Genomic DNA, 21,586 nt, shown 5'->3' with positions numbered 1-21,586 from the left:
GCCGTTAGGATCGCTATATCGAAGGCGTACGTCTGTATGGCGAAGGGTATCTCGAAATTTCCCGGCAGGGCGTCGCAATTATTGCCCAGCACCTTGAAGCCTTTCCCGCTCAGGACAATTGTGCCCGCTTGCAGGCCGAGGTTGACGCCTTGTTGACTGATCTGATGGACGCGCTGCAGGTCTCCCATCGCAACTATGAACGTCAATCAGGTGGCATGCCCCACATCTCTGCCCCATTGCGCGCGCGCAACTAGTTCAACTGTCACGATTCCAGGCATGACAGACTCTGATCCCTTGCCTAGGGTTCGGGCTCGATGAGGGGCGGGACATGTTCGTTGCAGCAATTGTTTTGACTTTGGCGTTGAACAACAGCGCCACGGTGCCGGTTCCGGTCACGCGGACAGAAACGCTGGATGTGAACCATTATGAGGTGACAGGGTTGTCACCGGAACACCTGATCCTGTCCTTTCGCAGCCGGCCCAACCCGGCGGTCATGGCCACCACGCGCGCGGGTGTTTCGACCCGCTATGACTTTGCTTTCGGAAATGGCGAGTGCCGGCTCATGCAGGTAGAGCTGATGCTGGATATCGACATCACCTATCCGCGCTGGCGCGAGGAAGGCCGGGGTTCGGAAGTCATGCGCTCGGAATGGACCCGCTTTATCCAAGCGGTGGAAATTCACGAGCAGGGTCATGTTGACCGGTTCCGTGATGCTGCAGACCGGCTTTCGGAGCGCTTATCTGCCATCCCCCCGGCTGCGAGCTGCCAGACCATTCGCCGCCGCGTCGCAGAGGAAGAAGAGCGGTTTGATCATGAGGTGTCGGTCGTCCAGGCCGCTTATGAACGCCAGACCGGATTTGGCCGCACACAGGGCGCGCGGCTGCGTTTCCGTTAAAGCACCAGATCCACAACGACCGGCACATGGTCGGACGGTTTTTCGCGGCCGCGTTCCGGTTCGTAGATCCGGAAGCCGTCCCGGCCCCTGGCCAGAGCGGCCTCCTTCAAGGGGGGTGTTACCCAGATATGATCGAGACGCCGGCCGCGGTTGGAGGCTTTATAGTCGCGCGCACGATAGCTCCACCAGGTGTAGATTTTTTCCGGCTCCGGGATGACCTCGCGGGCAATGTCGAGAAAATCGCCGGCGGCCTGAACCGCATTCAGCTTTTCCACCTCAACCGGCGTGTGTGACACGACTTTCTGAAGTTGCTTGTGGGACCAGACATCGTTTTCCGTCGGGGCAATGTTAAAATCGCCCAGGATCAGGATTTTGTCTTTTTGCGTGTCACGCGCCCCGAAATAATCAGTCATGCGATCCACGAATTCCAGCTTGTGCGCAAAGCGCGGATTGGCCTCCGGGTCGGGTTCATCTCCGCCCGCCGGGACATAGAAATTATGCAGCTCCAGCCCCGCGACGCCCACGCGCTGATGGCGGGCTTCCTCGCGCGGGCAAATGCCTTCATCGCCCAGATCATCCAGCGGCAATTTCGAGGCAATGGCCACCCCGTGCATGCCTTTCTGGCCGCGAATATGGAAGTGCTCATAGCCCATTTTTTCAAAAGCCTTGAACGGAAACTGTTCTTCCAGGCATTTGATTTCCTGCAGGCAAAGCACATCCGGTTGATGCGCCGAGACAAACGGCGCGATCAGCGGTTCCGCACGCAAGCGCACCGAATTGATATTCCAGCTGGCGATGGAAATCTGGCTCATGAAAGCTCCTTATCGGTGTCGCGGACGGCGCGCATGAAAGCGTGCAGCAATTCAGGATCAAGGCGGCCAGAAGTGCGGATTCCAGAGCAGAGATCAAGGCCGAAGGGCCGCACAGAGCTCATTGCACGGGCGACATTGTCGGGATTCAGGCCCCCGGCCAGAAAGACCGGAACCGGTGAGCGGCGAACAAATTCCGCGCTGATCGACCAGTCATGGGCCCGTCCGGTTCCGCCGAGTTCGGCTGCAGAGGGCCGCCCGGAATCCAGCAGGAAGGCCTGCGCGTGGGGGGTATAGGCCTCTATCAGGTCCACAGCGGTTTCATCTTCCACATGGATCACCTGAACCCGTCGCAAGGCCGGATCAATTTCGGCCAGCCGCGCCAATTCGTCCGGGTCAACATGGCGGACAATCTGAACCGTTTCGGCTCCGGCGCGTCGGGCCTCATCGCGCAAGCCTTCTGCGGTTTCCTGCGATGACAGGAAAAACCGGGCCACGCATGGACCAACGTCTTTGGCAATTTGTGCCGACTCCTCGACGCTGATCACGCCCGGCCCCGTCGGCATGGGCCCGACCAGACCCAAAGCATCCGCACCCGCCTGAATGGCCAAACGGGCTTCCTGGGGGCTGGAGATACAGCAGATTTTAACGCGGGTCCGGACCATCCCGGTCAGAGAATATTATAGGTCGAACCTGCCAGTCCGACCGGCCAGCGCCCGCGCACAAACAAGCGCCAACGCGCCAGAAAGGCATGCGGCGGATCTTCATCCTCGGCCTCGGCCATGATCACCAGGGCCGCCCCATTGGCCGCTTGAACGAGCGAACCGGCGGCGGCATTCAACACGGCCTCATCGCGCATATCGCCGAGCGAAGCGGAATATGCGACGGCATCCTGTGCGGCCTCACCGGCTTTCAGGCCGACATATTCCAGCGCCGTCTGAATCGCGGTTTCATCCAGTCTTTCTGCGGCCTGGGCGACCAGTCCGGCGCGCAGCATTTCTTCCGCCTCCCAGCCTTCCGGGTTGAAATCCAGCGCTTCAGCCGCTTCAGCGGCCTCGTCCCAACTGGTCATCAGGCCGGGCTCGGCATAAGGAAATCCCAGCGCATCCAGATAGGTGCGTGACAAATCGCGTTCTCGATCATCCAGCGGATCGCCCAGCCGCATAAACAGGCGGCCATCGGCAATGCCATCGGCGAAGGCGCGGACCTTGTACAAGAGCGGGATTTCATCCAGCAGGCGGACGATATCGTCTTCGGCCATCTAACTATCTTACTCTCACATTTCCATTGCGGAACTCGAACAGAACCGCGCAATTGGAAAGCGCTTGCCCGCCGGGCAATTGCTCGAACCGCCAGTCTTCAACCGAGTTTTCTGCGGCGCTTTCAAAGAAGCCGGCCGGGACGCTTTCTTCCACCCGCACGCGATGCGTACGGCCCGTGTCGTAGACATGAAACCGCACAATCGCCCAGCCCTGAATCCCGCGCACCCAGGCCCGGGCCGGATAATCCGGAAGGGAGAACTCACGCGCGGCCAGCTGTGCGCCCTGACAATCCTCAGGACCGATTAACCGCTCGACATTGGCAGGGGTAGGAAAGGGCTGGGTCGGGAAGAAAGGCTCGTCGCGCGGATCCAGGCGTCCACCGCCCGGCACGGCGGTGACGGCGGCGCACGCCGATACGGCGAAGGCCAGAAGCAAAGGAATGGCGCGGAAAATCATTCCTGCAAGCTAACGGCTTTGCCTGAAAAGAAAACGCCCCGGATCAGCGATCCGGGGCGCGTTGAATGCACGGAAAGACGGACCTAGTAGCGGTAGTGCTCGGCCTTGAACGGGCCGTCTTGCCCGACACCGATATATTCGGCCTGCTCAGATGACAGCTCGGTCAGTTTCGCGCCGAGCTTGGGCAGGTGCAGGGCCGCGACTTTTTCATCGAGATGTTTCGGCAGAATGTAGACCTCATTCTTGTAATTGTCCCCCCGCAGCCAGAGCTCGATCTGAGCGAGCACCTGATTGGTGAAGGAGGCGGACATCACGAAGGAGGGGTGACCATTGGCATTGCCCAGATTGACCAGCCGCCCTTCCGAAAGAAGGATGATGCGGTTACCATCGGGGAATTGAACCAGATCGACCTGCGGCTTCACATTGGTCCAGTTGAAATTGCGCAGCGCCTCGACCTGAATTTCATTGTCGAAATGGCCGATATTGCAGACGATCGCCATGTCTTTCATGGCGCGCATATGATCGACCGTCAGCACGTCCTTATTGCCGGTTGCGGTCACGAAGATATCGCAATCATTGACAACATCCTCGACCGTCACAACGGCAAATCCGTCCATTGAGGCCTGCAGCGCGCAAATCGGATCCACCTCAGTCACAGCCACGCGGGCACCGGCTTGCGCCAGCGATTCCGCCGAGCCTTTGCCGACATCGCCATAGCCACAGACCAGGGCGGTCTTGCCCGCCATCATCACATCGGTGCCGCGGCGGATGGCATCCACCAGGCTCTCGCGGCAGCCATAACGGTTGTCGAATTTCGACTTGGTCACCGAGTCATTCACATTGATGGCCGGGAAGGGCAGCTCGCCGCGCTTTTGCATCTGGTACAGACGCATTACGCCGGTCGTGGTTTCTTCCGAGACGCCCTGAATGGCGGCTTTTGCCTTGGCGAACCAGCCCGGTGCTTGCTCGATCCGTTTGCGGATCTGGGCAAACAGGAATTGTTCTTCTTCAGACTTTGGCTCGCCCAGAATGGACGGATCGTTTTCAGCCTTTTCGCCGAGGATCAGATAGAGCGTCGCATCGCCCCCATCGTCGAGGATCATGTTGGCCACTTCACCGTCCGGCCAATGGAAGATTCGGTCGGCAAAGTCCCAGTATTCTTCCAGTGTCTCACCCTTGTGGGCAAACACCGGAATGCCCTGATCGGCGATCGCTGCAGCGGCATGATCCTGTGTGGAGAAGATGTTGCAGGAGGCCCAGCGGACTTCCGCGCCCAGCTCGACCAGTGTTTCAATCAGAACAGCAGTCTGGATCGTCATATGCAATGAACCGGCGATGCGCGCGCCTTTCAACGGCTTTTCTGCGCCATATTCCTCACGCAGCGCCATCAGCCCCGGCATTTCAATTTCGGCCATTTCGATCTCGGTGCGGCCCCATTGGGCCAGCGAGAGGTCTTTTACGGCATAATCTGACATTTTGAGGGTCCTTCCTTGTTGGAATTACTGGAAAAACGACCCTCCGGGGCGGGGACTCCCGGCCGGAAAGCGGTTGAATGGCGCGCCGGTTAACATGGGCGAGGCCGGGACACAATGTGGGGCGCTGACGCCTATATGGCAAAGATTCCGTAACAGCACTGACAGGTCCGGCCCAATTCTTGTATAAATGTCTGGAAACGCCAGAACGGGCGGAGCGCACGCGCGGAGCAGTATCCGTTGCGAGCGGCAATCGAGGGGTGGATTATGTCGAGTATTCCAGGGGCGCACGCCAGCCTAGGCTTTGGCCGAAAACAGATCGAATTCTACGCCGCGCCGGGCGTCACCGCCGGCGAGGGGTCACGCCGCGGCGAGCACGAGATCCGCGATGCCGATGGCCAGATTCAGTCCTTCCGCCTGTCGCGGCCAGATACACCGCTCGATTCCGGTGAGACAGTCACCGTGCTTCGGGCTCAAAGCGGGCCCGAACACGGCTCCCGGCCGGTGGCCGTGATCAACCATGACCGCAATGCCTGGACGCGGACAGTCCCGGAAGCCACGACGGTTTTGTCGCGGAGTGGCGTCATCCGGGCGCTGAACTGGTGGTTGGCCATGATGGTTTTTCTTCTGGCTGCGCTGGTTTTTGCCTGGCCGGATCTTCGCCTCTTCATGCTGGAAGTCGACCCGGCCCTGTTTGCCTCACTGCCTGATTTCAATGTGTTTTCGCTGCTGCTGGCTCAGATGCCATCGCTGGCAGGGTTTGACCTTGCGGCGGCCATTCCCGGATTTGCAGGTCTGGCAGAACAATCGGGACTGACGGGCTTCCTGTCGGCGCAGGCGCTGGCTTTTGTTGTTCTGCTCACGCCGCTGGCCATCCTGACCTATGCCAACAGATCCTGGCGGATCGTGCTTGTGCCGGTCTATGTTTTCGGCGCGCTGGTCACTGGCCTGGCGTTGAATGCAACCGCCCCTGTCGCCCCCGCGACTTTTGCCTTGGCGGGGATTGCTGCCTTGTTTGCGATTGCAGGCTTTATCAATCGCACCCGGGATTCCGCGCGCTTTGAAGGGCGCGTGGCGCGGTTGTCGGAAAACATTCTTCGCCATCCGCCGGCGGAATCCGTGTCTGCGCCTGCTGCAACCGTTCTCGCGGCCACATCCGCTGCCGCCGTAGCGACCGAGCTTGATGCACCGGATGACGCAGACGCGCCATCTGGTCCGGAGGCGGCGGATGACACTGAAATTACCGACGCTGAATTTGAAGACGTTGAGCTTTCCGAGGCCGATGTGGAGGCGGATGATGATCTGCCCAGCGATGAAGCCCTGGCCGCAGCGCAGGCCGATGATTCGGGTGACGGGACTGCTGGCGACGAAGATATCCTACCCGTGGAGACCCGTCAGAACACTGACCCGTCCTTTAACGCGGTGTCGGAAGAACCGCCGGCAGATCGCGACATGATCTTGCCGCCTCCGCCGCCCATGGCAAACCGGTCTATGAGCGAAGGCGGTGGCTCGGGCGAAGTCCGTGCCTCGCGTCCAGAGCTGGTGACAGCTGACGACGACGCCGTAGCGGAGCCCCAACAAATAGAGACCGCGCAAAGCGAACCGGTGGACGCAGGCGATGCCACACCCGCGCCCGACGCCCCGGAAGCGGCCGAGGCCGGGGAGATCGGCGCTGCGCCGGAGATTTCGCCAGACGCGGTCATCCCGGCAGAGGATTCGGATACGGCAAGCGGCGACACGCAAGCGGCCGAAAGTGAAGATCCCGAAACCCCGCAGGAACCCTCGGCCAGCGATGATGAAGCTGACCCCTTCCTGTCTTCGGGCCAGGAAACGCCACGTCCGGATGGAGAGGGCCGCTAGGCGGCCTCGTCAAACTTGTTGGCGATAAGTTCAGACAGCGCCTCGAGCGCTTCTTCAGCCTGAGACCCTTCTGCGTGCAGGATGACGTCTGTACCCGGGCCCGCGGCCAACATCAGCAGGTCCATGATGGAGGACGCCTCGACGCGCTCCTCGCCACGCTGCACTTCTATGCAGGCGTCAAAATTCGCTGCCAGCTCGACAAATTTGGCCGAAGCGCGGGCATGAAGCCCTCTTTCATTAATAATAGTGACCGCTTTTGACAGCGGCATCAGCTTGCGTTTTCCAGCACTTTAACAGCGCGCGCCACATAGCGTTGTCCAGCCGCCTCGCCGGCCTCGGCCAACGAACCGACGTCCATCAATTCGCGTGACTCTGCCAGCTTGATCATCATTGGCAGATTGATCCCCGCCAGCACTTCGATTTTTCCGCGGACCATCTGGGAGATGGCAAGGTTGGACGGCGTGCCGCCAAACATATCCGTCAAAATCAAAACGCCGGAACCACTATCCAGTGCGGCGATCCTGTCACGGATATCATTGCGGCGTTGAGCCAGATCATCGTCCGGGCCAATGCAAATGGCCTCGCAGTTTTCGAGCGGTCCCACGACATGTTCCGTCGCCGCGATGAATTCGCGTGCGAGATCTCCGTGTGTCACGATCAAAAAGCCGATCATCTTTCACCCCAAGGTGCCATTATTAAATCTCGGAGAGGAGGTATCGAAAAGCTCTTTCTTCACGCACGCGTCACAAAAGCGCAGCCTGGGAAAGTGTCGCGACAAAGCGGGCACCCATCACCCGCCCGTCTTCGGCGGTCCGGTTTTCCGCGCGCAGCGTGCCGCCGTGAACGCCCACAATCTGGCGGGCAATCGCCAGGCCCAGGCCGGAATGGGCTCCAAAGGCCGTGCCTTCCGGGCGTTCGGTATAGAACCGCTTGAAGATCGTTTCGAGATTGTCCGGCGGGATGCCCGGACCGTCATCCTCAACCCGCAGCGTGAACCGGTCTTTCGGCCCAGTTTCGAGGTATATCCGGATATGGCCGTCGGCGGGAGAGAAGGTGAGCGCATTATCGATCAGATTTCGCAACACCTGACCCAGCGGAGCCGCCCGGCCCTCCACAAGCGCCTGTTCCAGCGGGGTTTCAAACGTAATTCCGGGGCCTTCGTCGCGGGCCGTCCGGTAAGCGGCAACAGAATCGCGGATCAGGGCGACCAGATCGACCTGTCCGACTCCTTCCCTGGCCAGCTCTGCATCCAGCCGCGAGGCGCGTGAGATATCGGTGATGAGCCGATCCATTCGCCGGACATCCGAAGCGATCACGGCCAGAAGCCTTTCGCGCTGCTCCTCATTTTTCGCTTTTGGCAGAATTTCGGCAGCCGACCGGATCGAGGTCAGTGGATTTTTAAGCTCATGCGCAACATCGGCAGCGAATTGTTCGATGGCATCCATGCGATCATAGAGGCCCGCTGTCATCTCCCGCAGCGCTTCTCCCAACTCGCCAATTTCGTCCCGCCGGCCGGCAAGCGAAGGCATTTCCACGCGTTGCCCCTTGGCATGACGGACGCGGCGGGCGGCCTTGGCAAGCCGGCGAATGGGCCGGGCAATAAAGGTGGTCAGGGTCAAGGAGCTGAGAATGCTCACAATCACCGCCATCAGAATGAAGGGGAAAAGCGCCTGACGCTCCTCGGCAATGACCGCGTCGAGATCATAGGATTCGAGCGTGACCACGCCAACCACGGCGCGGACCGGCTGGATCGGGACCGTCACCGACACCACCCGTGAGCCATCCGGCTGACGGCGCACACCGGCGACGGGCTCTCCTCCGATGGCGGTTTGCACCTCATCTTCCAGGGTGCGCTCCAATGCAGCGCGTTCTTCCTCGGTCCGGAACCAGTTGCCAAACCCGTCCAGGACGCGGGTCAGCAGGCTGCGGGCATCTTCTGCCAAATCTGTCGGAAGGCTTTCGCCAGGTGGGGGCAGCTCAATAACATCGACCCGATCTGCCAGAAGATGGCTATCTGCCACCAATTGCCCGGCCTTGTTGAAGATGCGGGCCCGCACCTCTCGCGGCATATAAAGATCGCGCAGTAACAGGCGCGCATCGCCCTCGATCAGGCGGGGGCTTTCTTCGGTAATGGCGGCCCCTTCCGCCATCACATTGGCGATCAGCTCGCTTTCAACCCGCAAAGCTTCGATTTTGGCATTCACCAGGCCGCGCCGCGTTTCGGAAACCGCGAGCATGCCGACTACCAGAATCAGCAGGGCCAGACCATTCGCGCCAAGAATAATCCACGCCAGACGCGGCGAAAAAGGAACCCGGCGAACCGGAGCCAGCGCGCGGTTAGCTTTCCTTGTAACGGTATCCAACACCATAAAGGGTCTCGATGGCGTCGAACGTCTTGTCGACTTCTCTGAATTTCTTTCGAATGCGTTTGATGTGGCTGTCGATTGTCCGGTCATCGACATAAATCTGATCGTCATAGGCCGCATCCATCAGCGCATCGCGGCTCTTCACATAGCCGGGGCGCTGAGCGAGCGATTGCAGGATCAGGAACTCGGTCACGGTCAGGCGGACTGGTTCACCTTCCCAGGAACAGGAATGCCGGTTCGGATCCAGAGACAGACGTCCGCGCAGTATCGGTTTGGAATCGCCGGAAGATCCGCCCGGCTCGCCGGCCGGATCCGGACGGGCGCGGCGAAGCACAGCCTTGACCCGCTCACCCAACAGCCTTTGGGAAAACGGCTTGGTAATATAATCATCCGCGCCAAGATTGAGCCCCAGCGCCTCGTCGAATTCGTCATCTTTCGAGGTCAGGAAAATCACGGGCATGTTGGAGGTCTGACGCAGACGCCGCAGCAATTCGAGCCCGTCCATGCGCGGCATCTTGATGTCAAAAACGCCAAGATCTGCCGGATTGGCTGTCAGCTCTTCCAGCGCCGTTGCGCCTTCATTGAAGGTGCGCACATTATAGCCCTCACCCTCCAGGAATATCGACACCGAGGTGATGATGTTCTCGTCGTCATCGACCAGTGCGATTGTGGCCATTCTGCCGTTCCTCCAAGCTTGTCCCCGACTGACCTTAACCACACTCCCAGTGAAGGCAAAGCGTTAGGGTTCACCACGCCTTAAATGTTTCAGTGGCATTTTTGCGGCCTGATTTCGACCGGAGTGCGCCATATGGCGTCAGCGAATATCCATTACGAAGTCTTCGTCAAGAAGCATCGCAAAGCCGGCTGGAGCCTCGCCGAGGCGCGCTCGGACAAGGAAGATGCGATTGAATTCGCCCGGACATTGCTGACAACCCTGCCGTCCGGATCGGTTCGTGTTTCCAAGGAGCGTTTTGACGAGGATAGCCGGACTTTCCGGTCAACGACCATTCTGGAGGAAGGCGCCGAGCGCTTTGCGCTGGACGATGACAAGGATGGCGACGGGTCGCTGCCTTGTGTCTCGCCGGAAGATCTCGCCAATGCCTCCGCCCGCGATACGATGAGCCGGGTGATGCAGGAATGGTTCGTGCGCAAGCAGGTCTCGCCCATGGAGCTTCTGCATTCGCCTGATCATGCCGAGGATCTGGAAAGCGGCGGCACGGAGTTACAGCACGCCATACAGAAAGTGGCCGTCGCCAGCGCCAAGGACGGGGATTCCACCGTTCATGCCTATGTCAAACAGCTCAACGAGCTGACCCAGAAGGCGTTTGACCGGATATATCGCGATAACAAGGCGAAAAAGCTGCCACGCTTTTCCAAGTATAGAAGCTATGCGGCACTGGTCAGCGCCTTTGCTCAGAAAAATGCGCTTTACAAAATCCGCGCCGGGATCGCCGACCGTCTAGCCGATGAGCGCAGCTATGGCGACAAGCTGGCAGTGCTGATCGGCTTCACAAATGACCTGCCTGAGGCCGATGATGCGCGGGCCATTGCCCTGGAGCAACTGGACCTCTTCATCGCGGAGATCCTGGGTTTCGAGACGGGCTTGATGACCGTTCTCGGCCCGGTAACTGAGCTGGGTGATGAGGTTCAAATCCTGGCCGACATGTTTGATGGCTCCGGAGAGACCGAGGCGCTCGCGGGCGCCCCGTGTTCCGCGCGTACGCTGACCGGCCTGATATCGGCTGGCGATTTGCCGTCTTGCAAGACGATGATCGCGATTTCGCTGCTGGAGCGCCTGCGCCGGCCGCGCCGCCTGATTCCGGACAATGTGATGGAAGAGGTGAAGCTCTCCCGGCGCCTGGCGCAAAAACTGGTCATGGCGCAGGGCCCGGACCTGTCGGCCGATGCCTTGCAGGATGCGTTCGCCAAACGGTCTGCCCGGCTTTTGACACCGGAAACGATTGGCGAATTCCTTCAAACCTGCAGCGATCCGGACCAGGAGATCGATCAGCTTCTGGCGCTGGAAGAAAATATTGTCGGGGCTCAGAACAAGCGAAAGCTGGCAGGCTATATTCGCGCGGCATTGGGCGCGCATAAAGCTGAAAGCTGGTTTGTCACCGGTGAGGGCCGGCCGATTGACCGTCTGCACCGGCTGACCGCGCTGCAGTCGAAAGCGCTGAAAGGGAGTTATCCCGGCGATGACCGCCAGAGCCTGTCGTCTGCTTTTGATCAGATCGGTCAAAAACTGCTGGAACGCTCCAGGATTCTCGATTCGATAGCCGCCAGCGATCAACCCGCGCTCGACCGTGCGGCCTCCCTGCTGAAACTGGTCACCTGCCATGCCATTCCAGCCGGCAAATGTTCGGCCGAGGCGCAACAAAAAGCCATTCGGCTGATCCGCTCGGAAGGCGGTTTGGCAGAAGCCAAGGCCGATACGGACCGGACTAAATTGGCGGCGATTGAAGGCTTGCTGAAAACGCTGAGCGAAGAAAAAGCCGCCTAGCTGGCCGCGGTCCCATAGAAGCCCAGCTTGAACGGACCACCCCAGAACACCTTACCCAGGCCGCGCGCCGCCTTGTCCAGCATATGGGCGCGGTTCGGGGCACGAACCAGCCACAACACACCGGCCAGCGCGCCATAGACCACCGCCTGCCCCGCTCCGATCACCATCCAGAAAACAATGCCCGGCAGATTGACCGGCCGGTTGGAGGCACAAGCCGCACTCGGCCCCTGGCCATAGGCGAAGGCGCGCTTCAGCGTGTAATCCAGCGTGGTGCGCTGTTCCAGCGGGTCTTCCCAGACCCAGGCTTCTGCCGACCAGGCAAAGACAGCCCCGGCAGACTGCATTTGAGCAAACAAAAGGTCGTCTTCGCCGCCAATTGTATTCCGGGAGGTATCAAAAGGCTGCGCCGACGGTAAGGCCGCCCGCCGGATCAGCGAGTTTCCACATCCGAAATAGTGATCAATGTGACCGCTTTCTTCCGGCCCCGAGCGGGCGAAGAATTCGCGGTAATAGTCACGATGATGGGTCAAGGAGTCCGGTAAGCGGGTCCGGACAGGTCCGAAAACCGCATCGGCTTCGTAAAAGCGGAGCGTGCCGACCAGTTCGCACAGCCAGGTTGCCGGCGCTTCCTCATCATCATCGAGGAAAGCGATCAGTTCGCCTGAGGCGGCCTCCAGCCCGGCATTGCGCGCATTGGCCACGCCGGGTTCGGGCATGGGGACGATCTTGACTGGAAACGCCGCTGATTTCGCCACCGCCTGGGCGGTGGTCAGTCCGGAACCGGCGGGATCATTATCGACAATCACCAGCTCGACTTTGAGGCCGCAAGGATTGGCCTGCGCCAACACGCTCTCAGCCGCGAGTCGCAAACCGTCCGGCCGCCGGAAGGTCGGAATAATTACAGAAACGTCCATGGCCCGTTGGCCCCTTCGACTGATCTCAGGAAGGGTCAGGCTGGCATAAAAGCGCCAAAATTCAGTTAAATGCCGGGTTAGACCGCTTCGAACTCATCGCCACACGCCGAATCCCGCAAGATCTGGGCGAGAGAATTCGGGCCCGCCACACGTCCGCATAGATGCCGGTTTTTATCCAACTGCGTAATTTCCTCCGGCAACATGCCGCTATCCACCCGCACGGACCCGGACAACACAACGATGGGAGTCACGGGGCACATGTTTTTCACGCTGTCGAATGTATCCCGCGGGTCGAGCGAGTCCGGCAATCGCAAATCGAGAAGCACCAGATCATAGCATTTTTGTTTCAGCTTGCGCCTGGCGTCGCCCAGATTGCGAGCCACTTCGAAACCAATTTCATAGTCGCCAGCTTCAAAGACCGTGTTCTGCACCAGCAACGCATCGGCAAAATCATCTTCGACGTGCAACACATTCAAAGCAGACATACTCAGCCCTTCTTCCCAGCAATGACAATGTGCTGCCGATTTCGTTAAACGAGCGTTTACACGTAGCGCAAAATCACGCTGAAGCTGTCAGGGTAAAGCCGTCTGTGTCAGGCCATTTCGGGCGGCTGCGGCTGAAATCGTATTGCGCAGCAACATGGCGATCGTCATCGGCCCGATTCCTCCGGGAACCGGGGTAATCCACCCGGCTTTCGCGGCGGCGCTGTCAAACGCCACATCACCAACCAGCCGGGTCTTGTCTTCGCCCTTTTCCGGAGCCTCCACCCGGTTGATGCCAACATCGAGCACGCAGGCGCCTGGCTTGATCCAGTCGCCGGGGATCATTTCCGGCCGGCCCACTGCCGCCACCAGGATGTCTGCCTGCCGGCAAAGACCGGGCAGGTCTTTTGTTCGCGAATGCGCAATCGTCACCGTGCAGTTTTTCTCAAGAAACAAGAGCGCCGCCGGCTTTCCCACCAGAATAGAGCGGCCAATGACCAGCACGTTCTTGCCCGTCAGATCTCCCATGGCCTGCTCGGCCAGCAAGACACACCCGGCAGGCGTGCACGGCCGCAAGCCCGGCTCTCCGCCCAGCAAGCGTCCGGCGCTAATGGCCGTTAACCCGTCGACATCCTTGTCCGGATCAATCGTGTTGATGACCGCGCCCGCGTCGATGTGGCCGGGAAGCGGCATCTGCACCAATATGCCGTCCACGGTCGGGTCCTCATTCAATCGCCGGACCAGCGAGATGGCGTCTTCTTGTGTGATATCCGCAGGTTTACGGATTTCCGTAGACGCCATTCCCGCGGCTGTTGCCCGCCGGACCTTGTTGCGCACATAGACCTGGCTGGCCGGATCCTCGCCGATCAGCACGACCGCCAGGCCGGGCTTGCGGTCGATCACCTTGGCAATCTGGGCGGCCGCCTGGCCGACTTTTTCGTCAATCGCCTGGGCGATGGCTTTTCCGTCGATGAGGCTTGCGGTCATGTCCGGTCCCGCGGCTAGAGAACCGCTGTCAGCTGGGGCAAGAGCCAGCCGCGGATGAACTGAACCACCAGGATGGCGATCAAGGGCGAGAAGTCGAGCCCGCCCAGATTAGGCAGGATCGACCGGATCGGGCGCAGGATGGGCTCGGTCAATGTGGACGTCATCCGGTAGAGCGATCCGACTACCGGATTATAGGGATTGACGATCTGAAAACTGATCAGCCAGCTCAATATGATCGAAACGATCAACAAGATCAGGAAAAGCAACAGGATCGGATCGATGAAGTAGACAATCAGGGCATCAAAAAAAGACATGAAATTGGCCGCCAACCTCGCTTGGATAATGCCTGCTCTGCTCTAGCCCCTGTCGGGGCCGGGCGGCAAGCCGTCAGGCTGATATGCGCAGGCTGGCGACGGGATGCAATGGCTTGACGGTTTTTCCGCCCGGTTCTATTGAACCGCCTCCCAATCGGTCGGGGCTATAGCTCAGTTGGGAGAGCGCGTCGTTCGCAATGACGAGGTCGGCGGTTCGATTCCGCCTAGCTCCACCATTCTTCGCTGACGCCGTCAGCGAAGAATGCCGCGCCGAAGCCCGAAGGGCGAAGGCGGGCAGCCTGCTTCCGTCAGCTTGAATGCTTCACTTTTTGCCTCGCGCCAGCTCGCTGCGCTCACGGCTCCGGCGGGGCGGGCGAAAGCCCGGACCGATGAGCGCGGCTCTGTGGTGGCGTATTATGACGACACCGGCGCGCGCCAGGGCGACATCAACACCTTTGACCCCCAATCAAGTTGAGGGCAGGTGAATATGGCGAACAGGGCGCAAACAATCACGGCCTGTTCCGCTATGCCGGGCGGCCCTGGCTGCCTGTCCCGGACTTGATCCGGGACCTGATGGAGTGCGCGTCAGATCCCCGCTTCTTGTGCCCGCGAAAGCGGGTATCGCGGGGACAGGCAACCGCAACCGGGCCTATCATCCCGGCTTTGGGCGCTTTTTACAGCGCGACCCGATTGGTCAGGCCGGGGGTTTGAATATCTATAATTATACCGGCAACGCTGGTTTATGCCTTCGATCTGGATGGAGGCCCCACAGCTGATCCCGGCGATTGATCCGGAAAAACACGCCTTGTCATCCCGATCTGCATTCCCGCAGCGGTGCGACTCAGCTATCTTACAGGTTGAGCAGCGGGAAAGGACAAGGCGTGTTGCGGTTACTAATGGTTCTGGCAGCGGCAATCAGTCTGGCTGCCTGTTCGGCGGATCCGGACTTTGCCGAAGGGGGCGATCTGGTCACCATTCATGGCGCGATCGGAACGGTTGACCGGGGCGCTGTCGACCCGGAAACCGAGCCGCTCTTCCGGGCCTATGGCATTCAGTTCGAAACGGCCTGCGTGATGCCCTTTGCCAGCCTGGCGGATATGGATCAGCACACGGTGCGCGTGGCGTATCCGCAAGGCGGGGAGACCCGGACGTTTTCAGGACCGCTTCTGCGCGATGTGCTCGCCGTGGCAAACCCGCAAGGCACATCGATCACGGTCACCGCGCTTGACGGGTATCAGCGCGATATTCCGCTGAGCGCCATCAATGATCATGATGTGATCCTCGCCATCCGCATGGACGGCGATGCGCTCAATCTCGGCGGGTTTGGCCCGGCCATGCTTGTCTGGCCGCGCGATACCGATTCAGCACTGGCTGAAACAGATGATAGCGACTGGGTGTGGGGGGTGTTCTCGATCGAGGTGCGCTAGGCCCGGCCCGGTCACAAGACTGTCATTTCCTGCCAGAAAAACATTTCCATTTCCCCGCGAGGCTTCTAGCTTCCCCGCAGGGTAAGTCTTGGGGAGTGGTATGGACGCCTTTTTCAACGCAGCAACAACCTTCAGTGATTTTCTCTGGGGCGGCAATTGGGGCGATACGCGCATCCTGCCCGTCGGGATTATCACCATCGCCCTGTTGGGCACCGGCCTGATTTTCATGGTCCTCTTGCGCGGACGGCCCTTGCGCCGGCTGGTCCCGGCGGTTGGCGAACTCTGGAGCGGCCGCAAAGGCACGGGCGAGGGTGAGATTTCACCCTGGAATGCCTTGTCTACAGCGTTGTCCGGACAGGTCGGCACGGGTAATCTCGCTGGCGTAGCAACCGCCATCACGCTGGGCGGACCCGGCGCGATCTTCTGGATGTGGGTGACGGCCCTGTTCGGCATGGCCGCCGCCTATGCCGAATCCAGCCTGGCTGTGCGGTTCCGGGAGAAACACCCGGACGGCCACTTCCATGGCGGACCCATGTATTACATCAAGAATGGCCTGGGTAAGGGCTGGTCCTGGCTGGCCATCCTGTTCTGCCTCGGCTGTATCCTATCGGCGGTTGCCACGGGCGGTGCCATTCAGGCCAACTCCGTCACCCAGTCTGCCGTTGAAGCCGGATCGACCCTGGGTCTTGATATTCCCAATTGGGCGGTCGGCCTGGTGCTCGCAGCTCTCGTCTTCATCGTCATCATCGGTGGTATCAAGTCGATCGGGAATGTCGCGGGCAAGATCATTCCCTTCATGGCAGCGGCCTACATCCTCGCCGCGCTTTATGTGCTGGTCACTCATGCCGGGCACATTCCAATGGCCTTCATGCAGATCATTGGCGGGGCGTTTGGCTGGGAACAAGCGGGCGGCGGTCTGGCCGGTTATGGCGTTCTGGCGGCCATCCGCGCCGGTGTGGCGCGTGGCCTGTTCTCGAACGAGGCCGGTCAGGGCTCGGCCCCGATTGCCCACGCGGCGGCGCAGACCAAAAACCCGGTCAAGCAGGGCGAGATCGCCATGTTGGGCGTGTTCATCGATACGATGATCATCTGCACCATGACGGCGCTGGTCATCCTTGTGGTGGAAGGCGCCTACCCGTCTGCGGGCGGTGTGGTGTCCTATGCCTGGCAATCGGCGGATCTGGAAGCCTCGGCGATTACCACCGCGGCCTATGCGGAGGGCATGCCGGGCGGGGCCTGGGTCATCCTGGCGGCGCAAGGCCTGTTCGCCTTCACGACAATTATCGGCTGGTCCTATTATGCGGAACAATGCGCGACCTATGTGGTCGGCGACTGGGCCGCGCGCCCCTTCCGCTTTCTTTGGGTGGGTGTGGCCTTTGGCGGCACGCTGATCACCAATGTGGCCGGGCTCTGGCGCTTCGGGGACATCGCCAATGCAACCATGTTGCTGCCCAATGTTGTGGCCCTTCTGCTATTGTCGGGTGTTGTGGTGGCCTATACCAAGCGCTTCGACAAAACCGGCGAATTGCCGCCAAACTGGAATGGCGATGTCTGGGGATCAGAGCCGCCGGGGCCGGGTGAACCCGACCCGTCGGACCCGAACGATCCCAGCTATAAGGGCTAGTCTGGTCCGCAGCGATTGGATCAAGGCCCCGTCTTCCGGCGGGGCCTTTTTCTATGCGGTTTGCAGGGCCGCCAGGGCCGCTTCGACATGAGCGTTGAATTGCCCCCAGCGCTTATAGGCCAGCGCATCGTCGGACGCGGCGCGCCAGTTTTTGGCGAACGCGTCTCTGTCTTCCGGCGCGGCCAAAGCCTCGCGCAGCGGATCAAGGCAAACCCGGATGCAGAACAGGATCGCATTGGTTTTTTCAAGGCGAATGAGGGTTTGGCGTTCCACGCGAAGGGTCAGAACATTGATCGCCTGATCCAGCGGCAGGTTGGAAAGTTGATCCCGCATCGCGCTGCCATGGGGCCACCAGCGTTCTTCGCCCAGCTGGACCGTCCAGTTAAAGCGCTCGAACACTTCTCCTGCCGGCATCCGGTCAAAAACGCGGGTGATCTTGCCCGCCAGATCAGGAGATCCGCCCGGTACGGGCGCATGAAGCTGATGCAGCTCGCGATCAAAACTGTCGCCCAGCGAAAAGAAAGTGGGCTGGGTCAGCAAAAGGCTGGTCGCAACCCAACCCGCCCCATGATTTTCCATCACCACCAGATCATCGGACACCAGACGGCCGGCGGCGATCAGGGCAGGCTCAACCCGGTCAGACCGCGTGTTCCCCATAGCAGATTCAATGCGTTCCAGTGTTTCCAATTCAGCCTCGGCCGCGTCTTCCCGCGCGCGGTAATAAAGAGACGGGTCGGCATCCAGCCGCTCTGATTTCAACGCCAGCCAGTGTTCTTCCGGGTCGGGGGATAACCAGAGCTCCGGCGCGATCCGGCGCAGGCCAACCTCAAAGCGCGGCGGACCGTGATAAAAGGGGGTGTAGGGCGGGCGCGTCATCGGCGGCGCAGCCCCAGAAACCAGATCAGCATCAGCGCCAGCGCAATGCCCACCGCATTCGCGGCGAGATCCGCAAAAGAGGTCGTGCGCTGCAGGATGGGGGAGCCCTGGACCAGCTCGATCACGGCCCCGTGGGTGAACAGGGCGAGGGCGACAAACCAGAGCGGCAATCCCCGCCAGCCAAAGGCGGCAAGAAAGCTCAACACGCCAAATGCGGCGGCATGTTCGATCTTGTCCGTGCCCAGCAGGCGCGGCGGCGCGGCAGGCCCCGGCAGAAGCGCAATCACCGTGATGGCTGCAAAGAGCAGCCAGAACAGGCCTTTTGCGGCTTGCCGCAGGATCAGGCTCTTCCTAGGCTCTGCGTCAGACGACATTGGATGAGGCACCATGCCGGCACACCCCCTCGATATTGCAACCCTGTCGACGCCACGTTTCGACTGGACCCATCAGGACGCCGCAGAGATTTACCGCGCGCCCTTTAATGATCTCGTGTTTGCCGCACAAAGCGTGCATCGCCAACACCATGCCGCCAATCAGGTGCAAAAATCCCAACTCTTGTCGATCAAGACCGGGGGTTGTGCGGAAGACTGCGGCTATTGCAGCCAATCGGCCTTCCACGAAACCGGGTTGAAAGCCTCCAAGCTGATGCCGGTCGAGGATGTGCTGGCGAAAGCCCGTCAGGCCAAGGCGGGCGGGGCGACCCGGTTTTGCATGGGCGCGGCCTGGCGTTCGTTGAAGGATCGCGATGTGGACGCTGTTTGCACCATGATTGAGGGCGTAAAGGCGGAAGGGTTGGAAACCTGCGTCACGCTGGGCATGCTGGAAGACGGTCAGGCGGAACGCCTGAAATCTGCCGGGCTCGATTATTACAACCATAATCTTGATACCAGCCGCGAATATTATGGCTCGGTCATCACAACGCGCACCTATGAGGACCGGTTGGATACGCTGGGCAAAGTCCGCGAGGCGGGGATCAACATTTGCTGTGGCGGTATTATCGGCATGGGCGAGGGCGAGGACGACCGGATCGGTCTTCTGGTAGAGCTGGCCTCGCTGGATCCGCATCCGGAAAGCGTGCCGATCAATCATCTCGTCGCCGTGGGCGGCACACCGCTGGGCGGATCGGAACCGCTGGACGGTTTTGATTTTGTCCGCGCGATTGCCACCGCGCGCCTGATGATGCCGCTGTCGGTCGTGCGTCTGTCTGCGGGACGGGAAGGTATGAGCCGCGAGCTTCAGGCCTTGTGTTTCCTGGCCGGCGCGAACTCGATCTTTGTTGGAGAAGAATTGCTCACCACGCCCAATCCGGATCTCGAAAAAGATGGCGCTTTAATGCGTGATCTGGGTCTGGAACCGATGGCGGCGCCATCCTCTCCGGCGGACCGGGCGGCGGAGTAGCGCCCTAATCCAACCCCGCCAGATCGCGCAAATAATCCCAGGTGAAAAGCCCGGTATCGTGGCCATCATCAAACACGATCTGGACAGCATAGCGTCCGACCGGGTTGGCGGCTGTGATGCCGACATTCTCCTTGCCCAGAACGATTTTCTTCTGGGCGGGAGAGTGACCCTGCACCTCTGCACTGGGGGATTCCACGCGTAGCGTTTCAAATGCAATCTCGCCTGTCTGGCCATCGTCGAACTCGATGGTCAGCACTTTGCGGGATTTCGAAAAATCCAGCTTTGTGGGCCAGGGCCGGGTCATCTTGTCTCCGCGTCGCTTAATTCGCGCGCCTCGTCCGCCAGCATGATCGGTACCCCTTCGCGGATGGGGTAGGCCAGACCCGCCTGTTTTGAAATCAGCTCGTTTTTTTCGCGGTTATAATCCAGCGGTCCACGCGAAACCGGGCAGACCAGAACTTCCAGCAGTTTCGGATCGACATCTTTGGGCGGGGTTTGGCTTGGCTCTGTCATAGGTCTCACATAGGCGCGGCAACGCGCTCAGGCTAGTCATCTTCCACATCGAGATCGGACGGATCCGGATCATAGTCGAGAATATCACCGGGGCGGCACTCCAGCATCAAGCAAAGCTTGGAAAGCGTATCAAACCGCACGCCTTTGACTTTGCCATTGCGGAGCAGGCTGAGCTGGGTTTCGGAAATGCCGATCTCTTCTGCCAATCCCCGCGCGCGGATTTTTCGTCTGGCCAGCATGACATCCAGTGTGACGACAACCGGCATCAGACGATGGCATCCAGCTGAGCGCGAAGCTGCCGGCCTCGCTGGGCCAGCAAAACCAGGATGAGACCGGTAAAGGCCAGCACCAGGTTGGACAATGACAGTTCGGTCTGCAGCCCTGTCAGGCTGGTGAAACCGTTTTCAGTCAGGTGCCGGAAGGCCGGTTCACCCAGAATCGCAAACCACGCCCCCAGCATCAGGCCCGCGCCCATTTGGTTCAAGCCATCCACGAGCGCCGGGCCGAATTCGGTTTTCCGGGTGGTTCGGGTGAACACAGCCGATCCGGCCCAGAAGGCCCAGAGATAGAAAACTGGCGCGATCAGGCCAATCCAGCCCGCACGTTCCGCCTCTGTCGGCAGAACGCCCAGCTGATGAAGCAAGGTCAGGGCAAAGGCCAACAGAATAATACCGCGGAGGACGAGTGTTGGCATCGCAGGAGAAGAAGGGGTCATGGAGCTTATCTTTCAGATATAAATATTTATCTGAAAGCACTATTATTTTAACTAAAACATAAAGTCAATGCTTCAGTTCAACGCGCCGCCCGCGCCTTCGGCCAGCTTCTTTTCGAGCATCGCCAGCATCAGGTCGTGGCGTGCCTTGATGTCGGCGGATTCCAGCAGTGCCTGTTTTTCCTTGGCCGCAAAGGGTGCGGCCATGGCGATCTGGTCGATCACCCGCACCAGGGGCGCGGCCTCGACGGTCGGCCAGTCGCACTGGACCTGTTCCTGGGTAAACCAATCCCGCAAGAGGCGGGTGAAACGGTCACGATCAGCTTCAATGAGGGCTTCGGGCGCGCGGCGATCGGCTTCGAAGACCGACCAGTCGACCGATGCGCGCCGATAGGGTGTTTTTTCGTCCAGCTCGTCCTTGATTACAAAACGGGACAGGCCCTGCAGGACGATCAGATAGCGGCCGTCCTCGGTTTCTTCATGCTGAACAATCTTTCCCGCACCACCGACCGCTTCGAGATAGGGCTTGTCCTGTGGTCCGCCCGCGCGCGTCTGGATGATGCCGATCAGCTTGTCTGCCGCCATCGCGTCGTCGGTCATGTTGAGATAGCGCGGCTCAAACACGTTCAAGGGCAAAATCTCTCCCGGAAGAAGGATTGCGCCTCCAAGCGGGAAGAGTGGCAGGTGATCGGGCAAACGGCTCATACCCTATCAAC

29 protein-coding genes and 1 tRNA gene are annotated in these 21,586 nt (G+C 60.2%); 10 read left to right on the top strand and 20 right to left on the bottom strand.

Annotated features, from left to right (window positions below; translation table 11 throughout):
• Positions 1-17: 17 nt before the first annotated feature.
• Together ACO079_RS10480 and ACO079_RS10475 are read left to right on the top strand one after the other, a co-directional pair.
• Entirely contained in the window at positions 18-254 is a 237-nt protein-coding gene (locus ACO079_RS10480) for a DUF922 domain-containing protein (RefSeq protein WP_421792946.1), read from the top strand.
• A gap of 74 nt (positions 255-328) precedes the next feature.
• On the top strand, positions 329-895 hold the full coding sequence (locus ACO079_RS10475; RefSeq protein ID WP_421789823.1) for a DUF922 domain-containing protein: 567 nt from the start codon (positions 329-331) through the stop codon (positions 893-895).
• On the opposite strand, the gene xth is transcribed toward ACO079_RS10475, so the two are convergent.
• The 5 genes from xth to ahcY all read right to left on the bottom strand — a co-directional run bounded on the left by xth (position 892) and on the right by ahcY (position 4,897).
• Positions 892-1,707, bottom strand: coding sequence for an exodeoxyribonuclease III (gene xth / locus ACO079_RS10470; RefSeq protein WP_421789821.1), 816 nt, complete (start codon positions 1,705-1,707; stop codon positions 892-894). The genes ACO079_RS10475 and xth overlap by 4 nt on opposite strands.
• The gene (locus tag ACO079_RS10465) at positions 1,704-2,315 is read right to left on the bottom strand and encodes a phosphoribosylanthranilate isomerase (protein ID WP_421789819.1); all 612 of its coding nucleotides are present in this window, start codon (positions 2,313-2,315) and stop codon (positions 1,704-1,706) included. The genes xth and ACO079_RS10465 overlap by 4 nt, the downstream gene beginning before the upstream one ends.
• Before the next feature lie 59 nt (positions 2,316-2,374).
• Positions 2,375-2,965, bottom strand: a complete 591-nt coding sequence (locus ACO079_RS10460) for a hypothetical protein (protein ID WP_421789817.1) — start codon at positions 2,963-2,965, stop codon at positions 2,375-2,377.
• 4 nt (positions 2,966-2,969) lie between these two features.
• Positions 2,970-3,422, bottom strand: a complete 453-nt coding sequence (locus ACO079_RS10455; protein ID WP_421789815.1) for an energy transducer TonB — start codon at positions 3,420-3,422, stop codon at positions 2,970-2,972.
• Positions 3,423-3,505: 83 nt separating this feature from the next.
• Positions 3,506-4,897, bottom strand: coding sequence for an adenosylhomocysteinase (gene ahcY / locus ACO079_RS10450; protein ID WP_421789814.1), 1,392 nt, complete (start codon positions 4,895-4,897; stop codon positions 3,506-3,508).
• 264 nt (positions 4,898-5,161) lie between these two features.
• Between ahcY and ACO079_RS10445 the strand changes: the two genes are divergently transcribed.
• Entirely contained in the window at positions 5,162-6,754 is a 1,593-nt protein-coding gene (locus tag ACO079_RS10445; RefSeq protein ID WP_421789812.1) for a hypothetical protein, read from the top strand.
• On the opposite strand, the gene ACO079_RS10440 is transcribed toward ACO079_RS10445, so the two are convergent.
• The 4 genes from ACO079_RS10440 to ACO079_RS10425 form a co-directional block, all read right to left on the bottom strand.
• Entirely contained in the window at positions 6,751-7,026 is a 276-nt protein-coding gene (locus ACO079_RS10440; protein WP_421792944.1) for an HPr family phosphocarrier protein, read from the bottom strand. The two genes, ACO079_RS10445 and ACO079_RS10440, sit on opposite strands and share 4 nt — an antisense overlap.
• The gene (locus ACO079_RS10435) at positions 7,023-7,427 is read right to left on the bottom strand and encodes a PTS sugar transporter subunit IIA (protein WP_421789810.1); all 405 of its coding nucleotides are present in this window, start codon (positions 7,425-7,427) and stop codon (positions 7,023-7,025) included. Before ACO079_RS10435 ends, ACO079_RS10440 begins: the two co-directional genes overlap by 4 nt.
• Positions 7,428-7,497: 70 nt before the next feature.
• Positions 7,498-9,123 (bottom strand): stimulus-sensing domain-containing protein, encoded by a 1,626-nt coding sequence (locus ACO079_RS10430; protein ID WP_421789808.1) that lies wholly within the window; start codon positions 9,121-9,123, stop codon positions 7,498-7,500.
• Entirely contained in the window at positions 9,092-9,796 is a 705-nt protein-coding gene (locus ACO079_RS10425) for a response regulator transcription factor (RefSeq protein ID WP_421789806.1), read from the bottom strand. The genes ACO079_RS10430 and ACO079_RS10425 overlap by 32 nt, the downstream gene beginning before the upstream one ends.
• Before the next feature lie 132 nt (positions 9,797-9,928).
• Between ACO079_RS10425 and ACO079_RS10420 the strand changes: the two genes are divergently transcribed.
• On the top strand, positions 9,929-11,623 hold the full coding sequence (locus ACO079_RS10420; protein ID WP_421789804.1) for a hypothetical protein: 1,695 nt from the start codon (positions 9,929-9,931) through the stop codon (positions 11,621-11,623).
• Here the strand turns inward: ACO079_RS10420 and ACO079_RS10415 are convergent.
• The 4 genes from ACO079_RS10415 to ACO079_RS10400 form a co-directional block, all read right to left on the bottom strand.
• The gene (locus ACO079_RS10415; RefSeq protein ID WP_421789802.1) at positions 11,620-12,537 is read right to left on the bottom strand and encodes a glycosyltransferase family 2 protein; all 918 of its coding nucleotides are present in this window, start codon (positions 12,535-12,537) and stop codon (positions 11,620-11,622) included. The two genes, ACO079_RS10420 and ACO079_RS10415, sit on opposite strands and share 4 nt — an antisense overlap.
• Positions 12,538-12,614: 77 nt before the next feature.
• Positions 12,615-13,022 carry a response regulator gene (locus ACO079_RS10410; RefSeq protein WP_421789800.1) on the bottom strand — a complete coding sequence of 136 codons (408 nt, stop codon included), beginning with the start codon at positions 13,020-13,022 and terminating at the stop codon, positions 12,615-12,617.
• An 87-nt stretch (positions 13,023-13,109) separates the two neighbouring features.
• Positions 13,110-14,006, bottom strand: coding sequence for a bifunctional methylenetetrahydrofolate dehydrogenase/methenyltetrahydrofolate cyclohydrolase FolD (gene folD, locus ACO079_RS10405; RefSeq protein ID WP_421789798.1), 897 nt, complete (start codon positions 14,004-14,006; stop codon positions 13,110-13,112).
• Positions 14,007-14,020: 14 nt separating this feature from the next.
• A complete protein-coding gene (locus ACO079_RS10400; protein ID WP_421789796.1) occupies positions 14,021-14,320 on the bottom strand; it encodes a YggT family protein in 300 nt (99 codons plus the stop codon).
• Between the two features lie 160 nt (positions 14,321-14,480).
• Here ACO079_RS10400 and ACO079_RS10395 point away from each other — a divergent pair.
• The 5 genes from ACO079_RS10395 (at position 14,481) to ACO079_RS10375 (ending at position 17,371) form a co-directional block, all read left to right on the top strand.
• A tRNA-Ala gene (locus ACO079_RS10395) sits at positions 14,481-14,556 on the top strand.
• A 26-nt stretch (positions 14,557-14,582) separates the two neighbouring features.
• The gene (locus tag ACO079_RS10390) at positions 14,583-14,795 is read left to right on the top strand and encodes a hypothetical protein (RefSeq protein WP_421789795.1); all 213 of its coding nucleotides are present in this window, start codon (positions 14,583-14,585) and stop codon (positions 14,793-14,795) included.
• A 103-nt stretch (positions 14,796-14,898) separates the two neighbouring features.
• A complete protein-coding gene (locus ACO079_RS10385) occupies positions 14,899-15,096 on the top strand; it encodes an RHS repeat-associated core domain-containing protein (protein WP_421789793.1) in 198 nt (65 codons plus the stop codon).
• 105 nt (positions 15,097-15,201) lie between these two features.
• Entirely contained in the window at positions 15,202-15,747 is a 546-nt protein-coding gene (locus ACO079_RS10380) for a molybdopterin-dependent oxidoreductase (RefSeq protein ID WP_421789791.1), read from the top strand.
• A 100-nt stretch (positions 15,748-15,847) separates the two neighbouring features.
• The gene (locus tag ACO079_RS10375; protein WP_421789789.1) at positions 15,848-17,371 is read left to right on the top strand and encodes an alanine/glycine:cation symporter family protein; all 1,524 of its coding nucleotides are present in this window, start codon (positions 15,848-15,850) and stop codon (positions 17,369-17,371) included.
• Positions 17,372-17,422: 51 nt separating this feature from the next.
• Here ACO079_RS10375 and ACO079_RS10370 read toward each other — a convergent pair whose 3' ends face one another.
• Together ACO079_RS10370 and ACO079_RS10365 are read right to left on the bottom strand one after the other, a co-directional pair.
• A complete protein-coding gene (locus ACO079_RS10370; RefSeq protein WP_421789788.1) occupies positions 17,423-18,247 on the bottom strand; it encodes a heme-dependent oxidative N-demethylase subunit alpha family protein in 825 nt (274 codons plus the stop codon).
• On the bottom strand, positions 18,244-18,621 hold the full coding sequence (locus ACO079_RS10365; RefSeq protein ID WP_421789786.1) for a teicoplanin resistance protein VanZ: 378 nt from the start codon (positions 18,619-18,621) through the stop codon (positions 18,244-18,246). Before ACO079_RS10365 ends, ACO079_RS10370 begins: the two co-directional genes overlap by 4 nt.
• 13 nt (positions 18,622-18,634) lie before the next feature.
• Here ACO079_RS10365 and bioB point away from each other — a divergent pair, with 13 nt between their 5' ends.
• The gene (bioB, locus tag ACO079_RS10360) at positions 18,635-19,645 is read left to right on the top strand and encodes a biotin synthase BioB (protein ID WP_421789784.1); all 1,011 of its coding nucleotides are present in this window, start codon (positions 18,635-18,637) and stop codon (positions 19,643-19,645) included.
• A gap of 4 nt (positions 19,646-19,649) precedes the next feature.
• Here bioB and ACO079_RS10355 read toward each other — a convergent pair whose 3' ends face one another.
• The 5 genes from ACO079_RS10355 to ACO079_RS10335 form a co-directional block, all read right to left on the bottom strand.
• Positions 19,650-19,949 carry a gamma-butyrobetaine hydroxylase-like domain-containing protein gene (locus ACO079_RS10355; RefSeq protein ID WP_421789782.1) on the bottom strand — a complete coding sequence of 100 codons (300 nt, stop codon included), beginning with the start codon at positions 19,947-19,949 and terminating at the stop codon, positions 19,650-19,652.
• Positions 19,946-20,158, bottom strand: a complete 213-nt coding sequence (locus tag ACO079_RS10350; protein WP_421789780.1) for a Trm112 family protein — start codon at positions 20,156-20,158, stop codon at positions 19,946-19,948. The genes ACO079_RS10355 and ACO079_RS10350 overlap by 4 nt, the downstream gene beginning before the upstream one ends.
• Before the next feature lie 32 nt (positions 20,159-20,190).
• On the bottom strand, positions 20,191-20,424 hold the full coding sequence (locus ACO079_RS10345) for a helix-turn-helix domain-containing protein (protein WP_421789778.1): 234 nt from the start codon (positions 20,422-20,424) through the stop codon (positions 20,191-20,193).
• Complete coding sequence (locus ACO079_RS10340) at positions 20,424-20,873, bottom strand: hypothetical protein (protein ID WP_421789776.1); 450 nt, start codon at positions 20,871-20,873, stop codon at positions 20,424-20,426. Before ACO079_RS10340 ends, ACO079_RS10345 begins: the two co-directional genes overlap by 1 nt.
• 72 nt (positions 20,874-20,945) lie before the next feature.
• On the bottom strand, positions 20,946-21,575 hold the full coding sequence (locus ACO079_RS10335; RefSeq protein WP_421789774.1) for an LON peptidase substrate-binding domain-containing protein: 630 nt from the start codon (positions 21,573-21,575) through the stop codon (positions 20,946-20,948).
• Positions 21,576-21,586 lie beyond the last annotated feature (11 nt).

The organism is Hyphobacterium sp., from assembly GCF_965228115.1.
In the GTDB taxonomy this organism is placed as follows: Bacteria; Pseudomonadota; Alphaproteobacteria; order Caulobacterales; family Maricaulaceae; genus Hyphobacterium.
The sequence above is the reverse complement of the archived record's forward strand: the minus strand, read 5'-3'. Positions and strand labels throughout refer to the sequence as shown.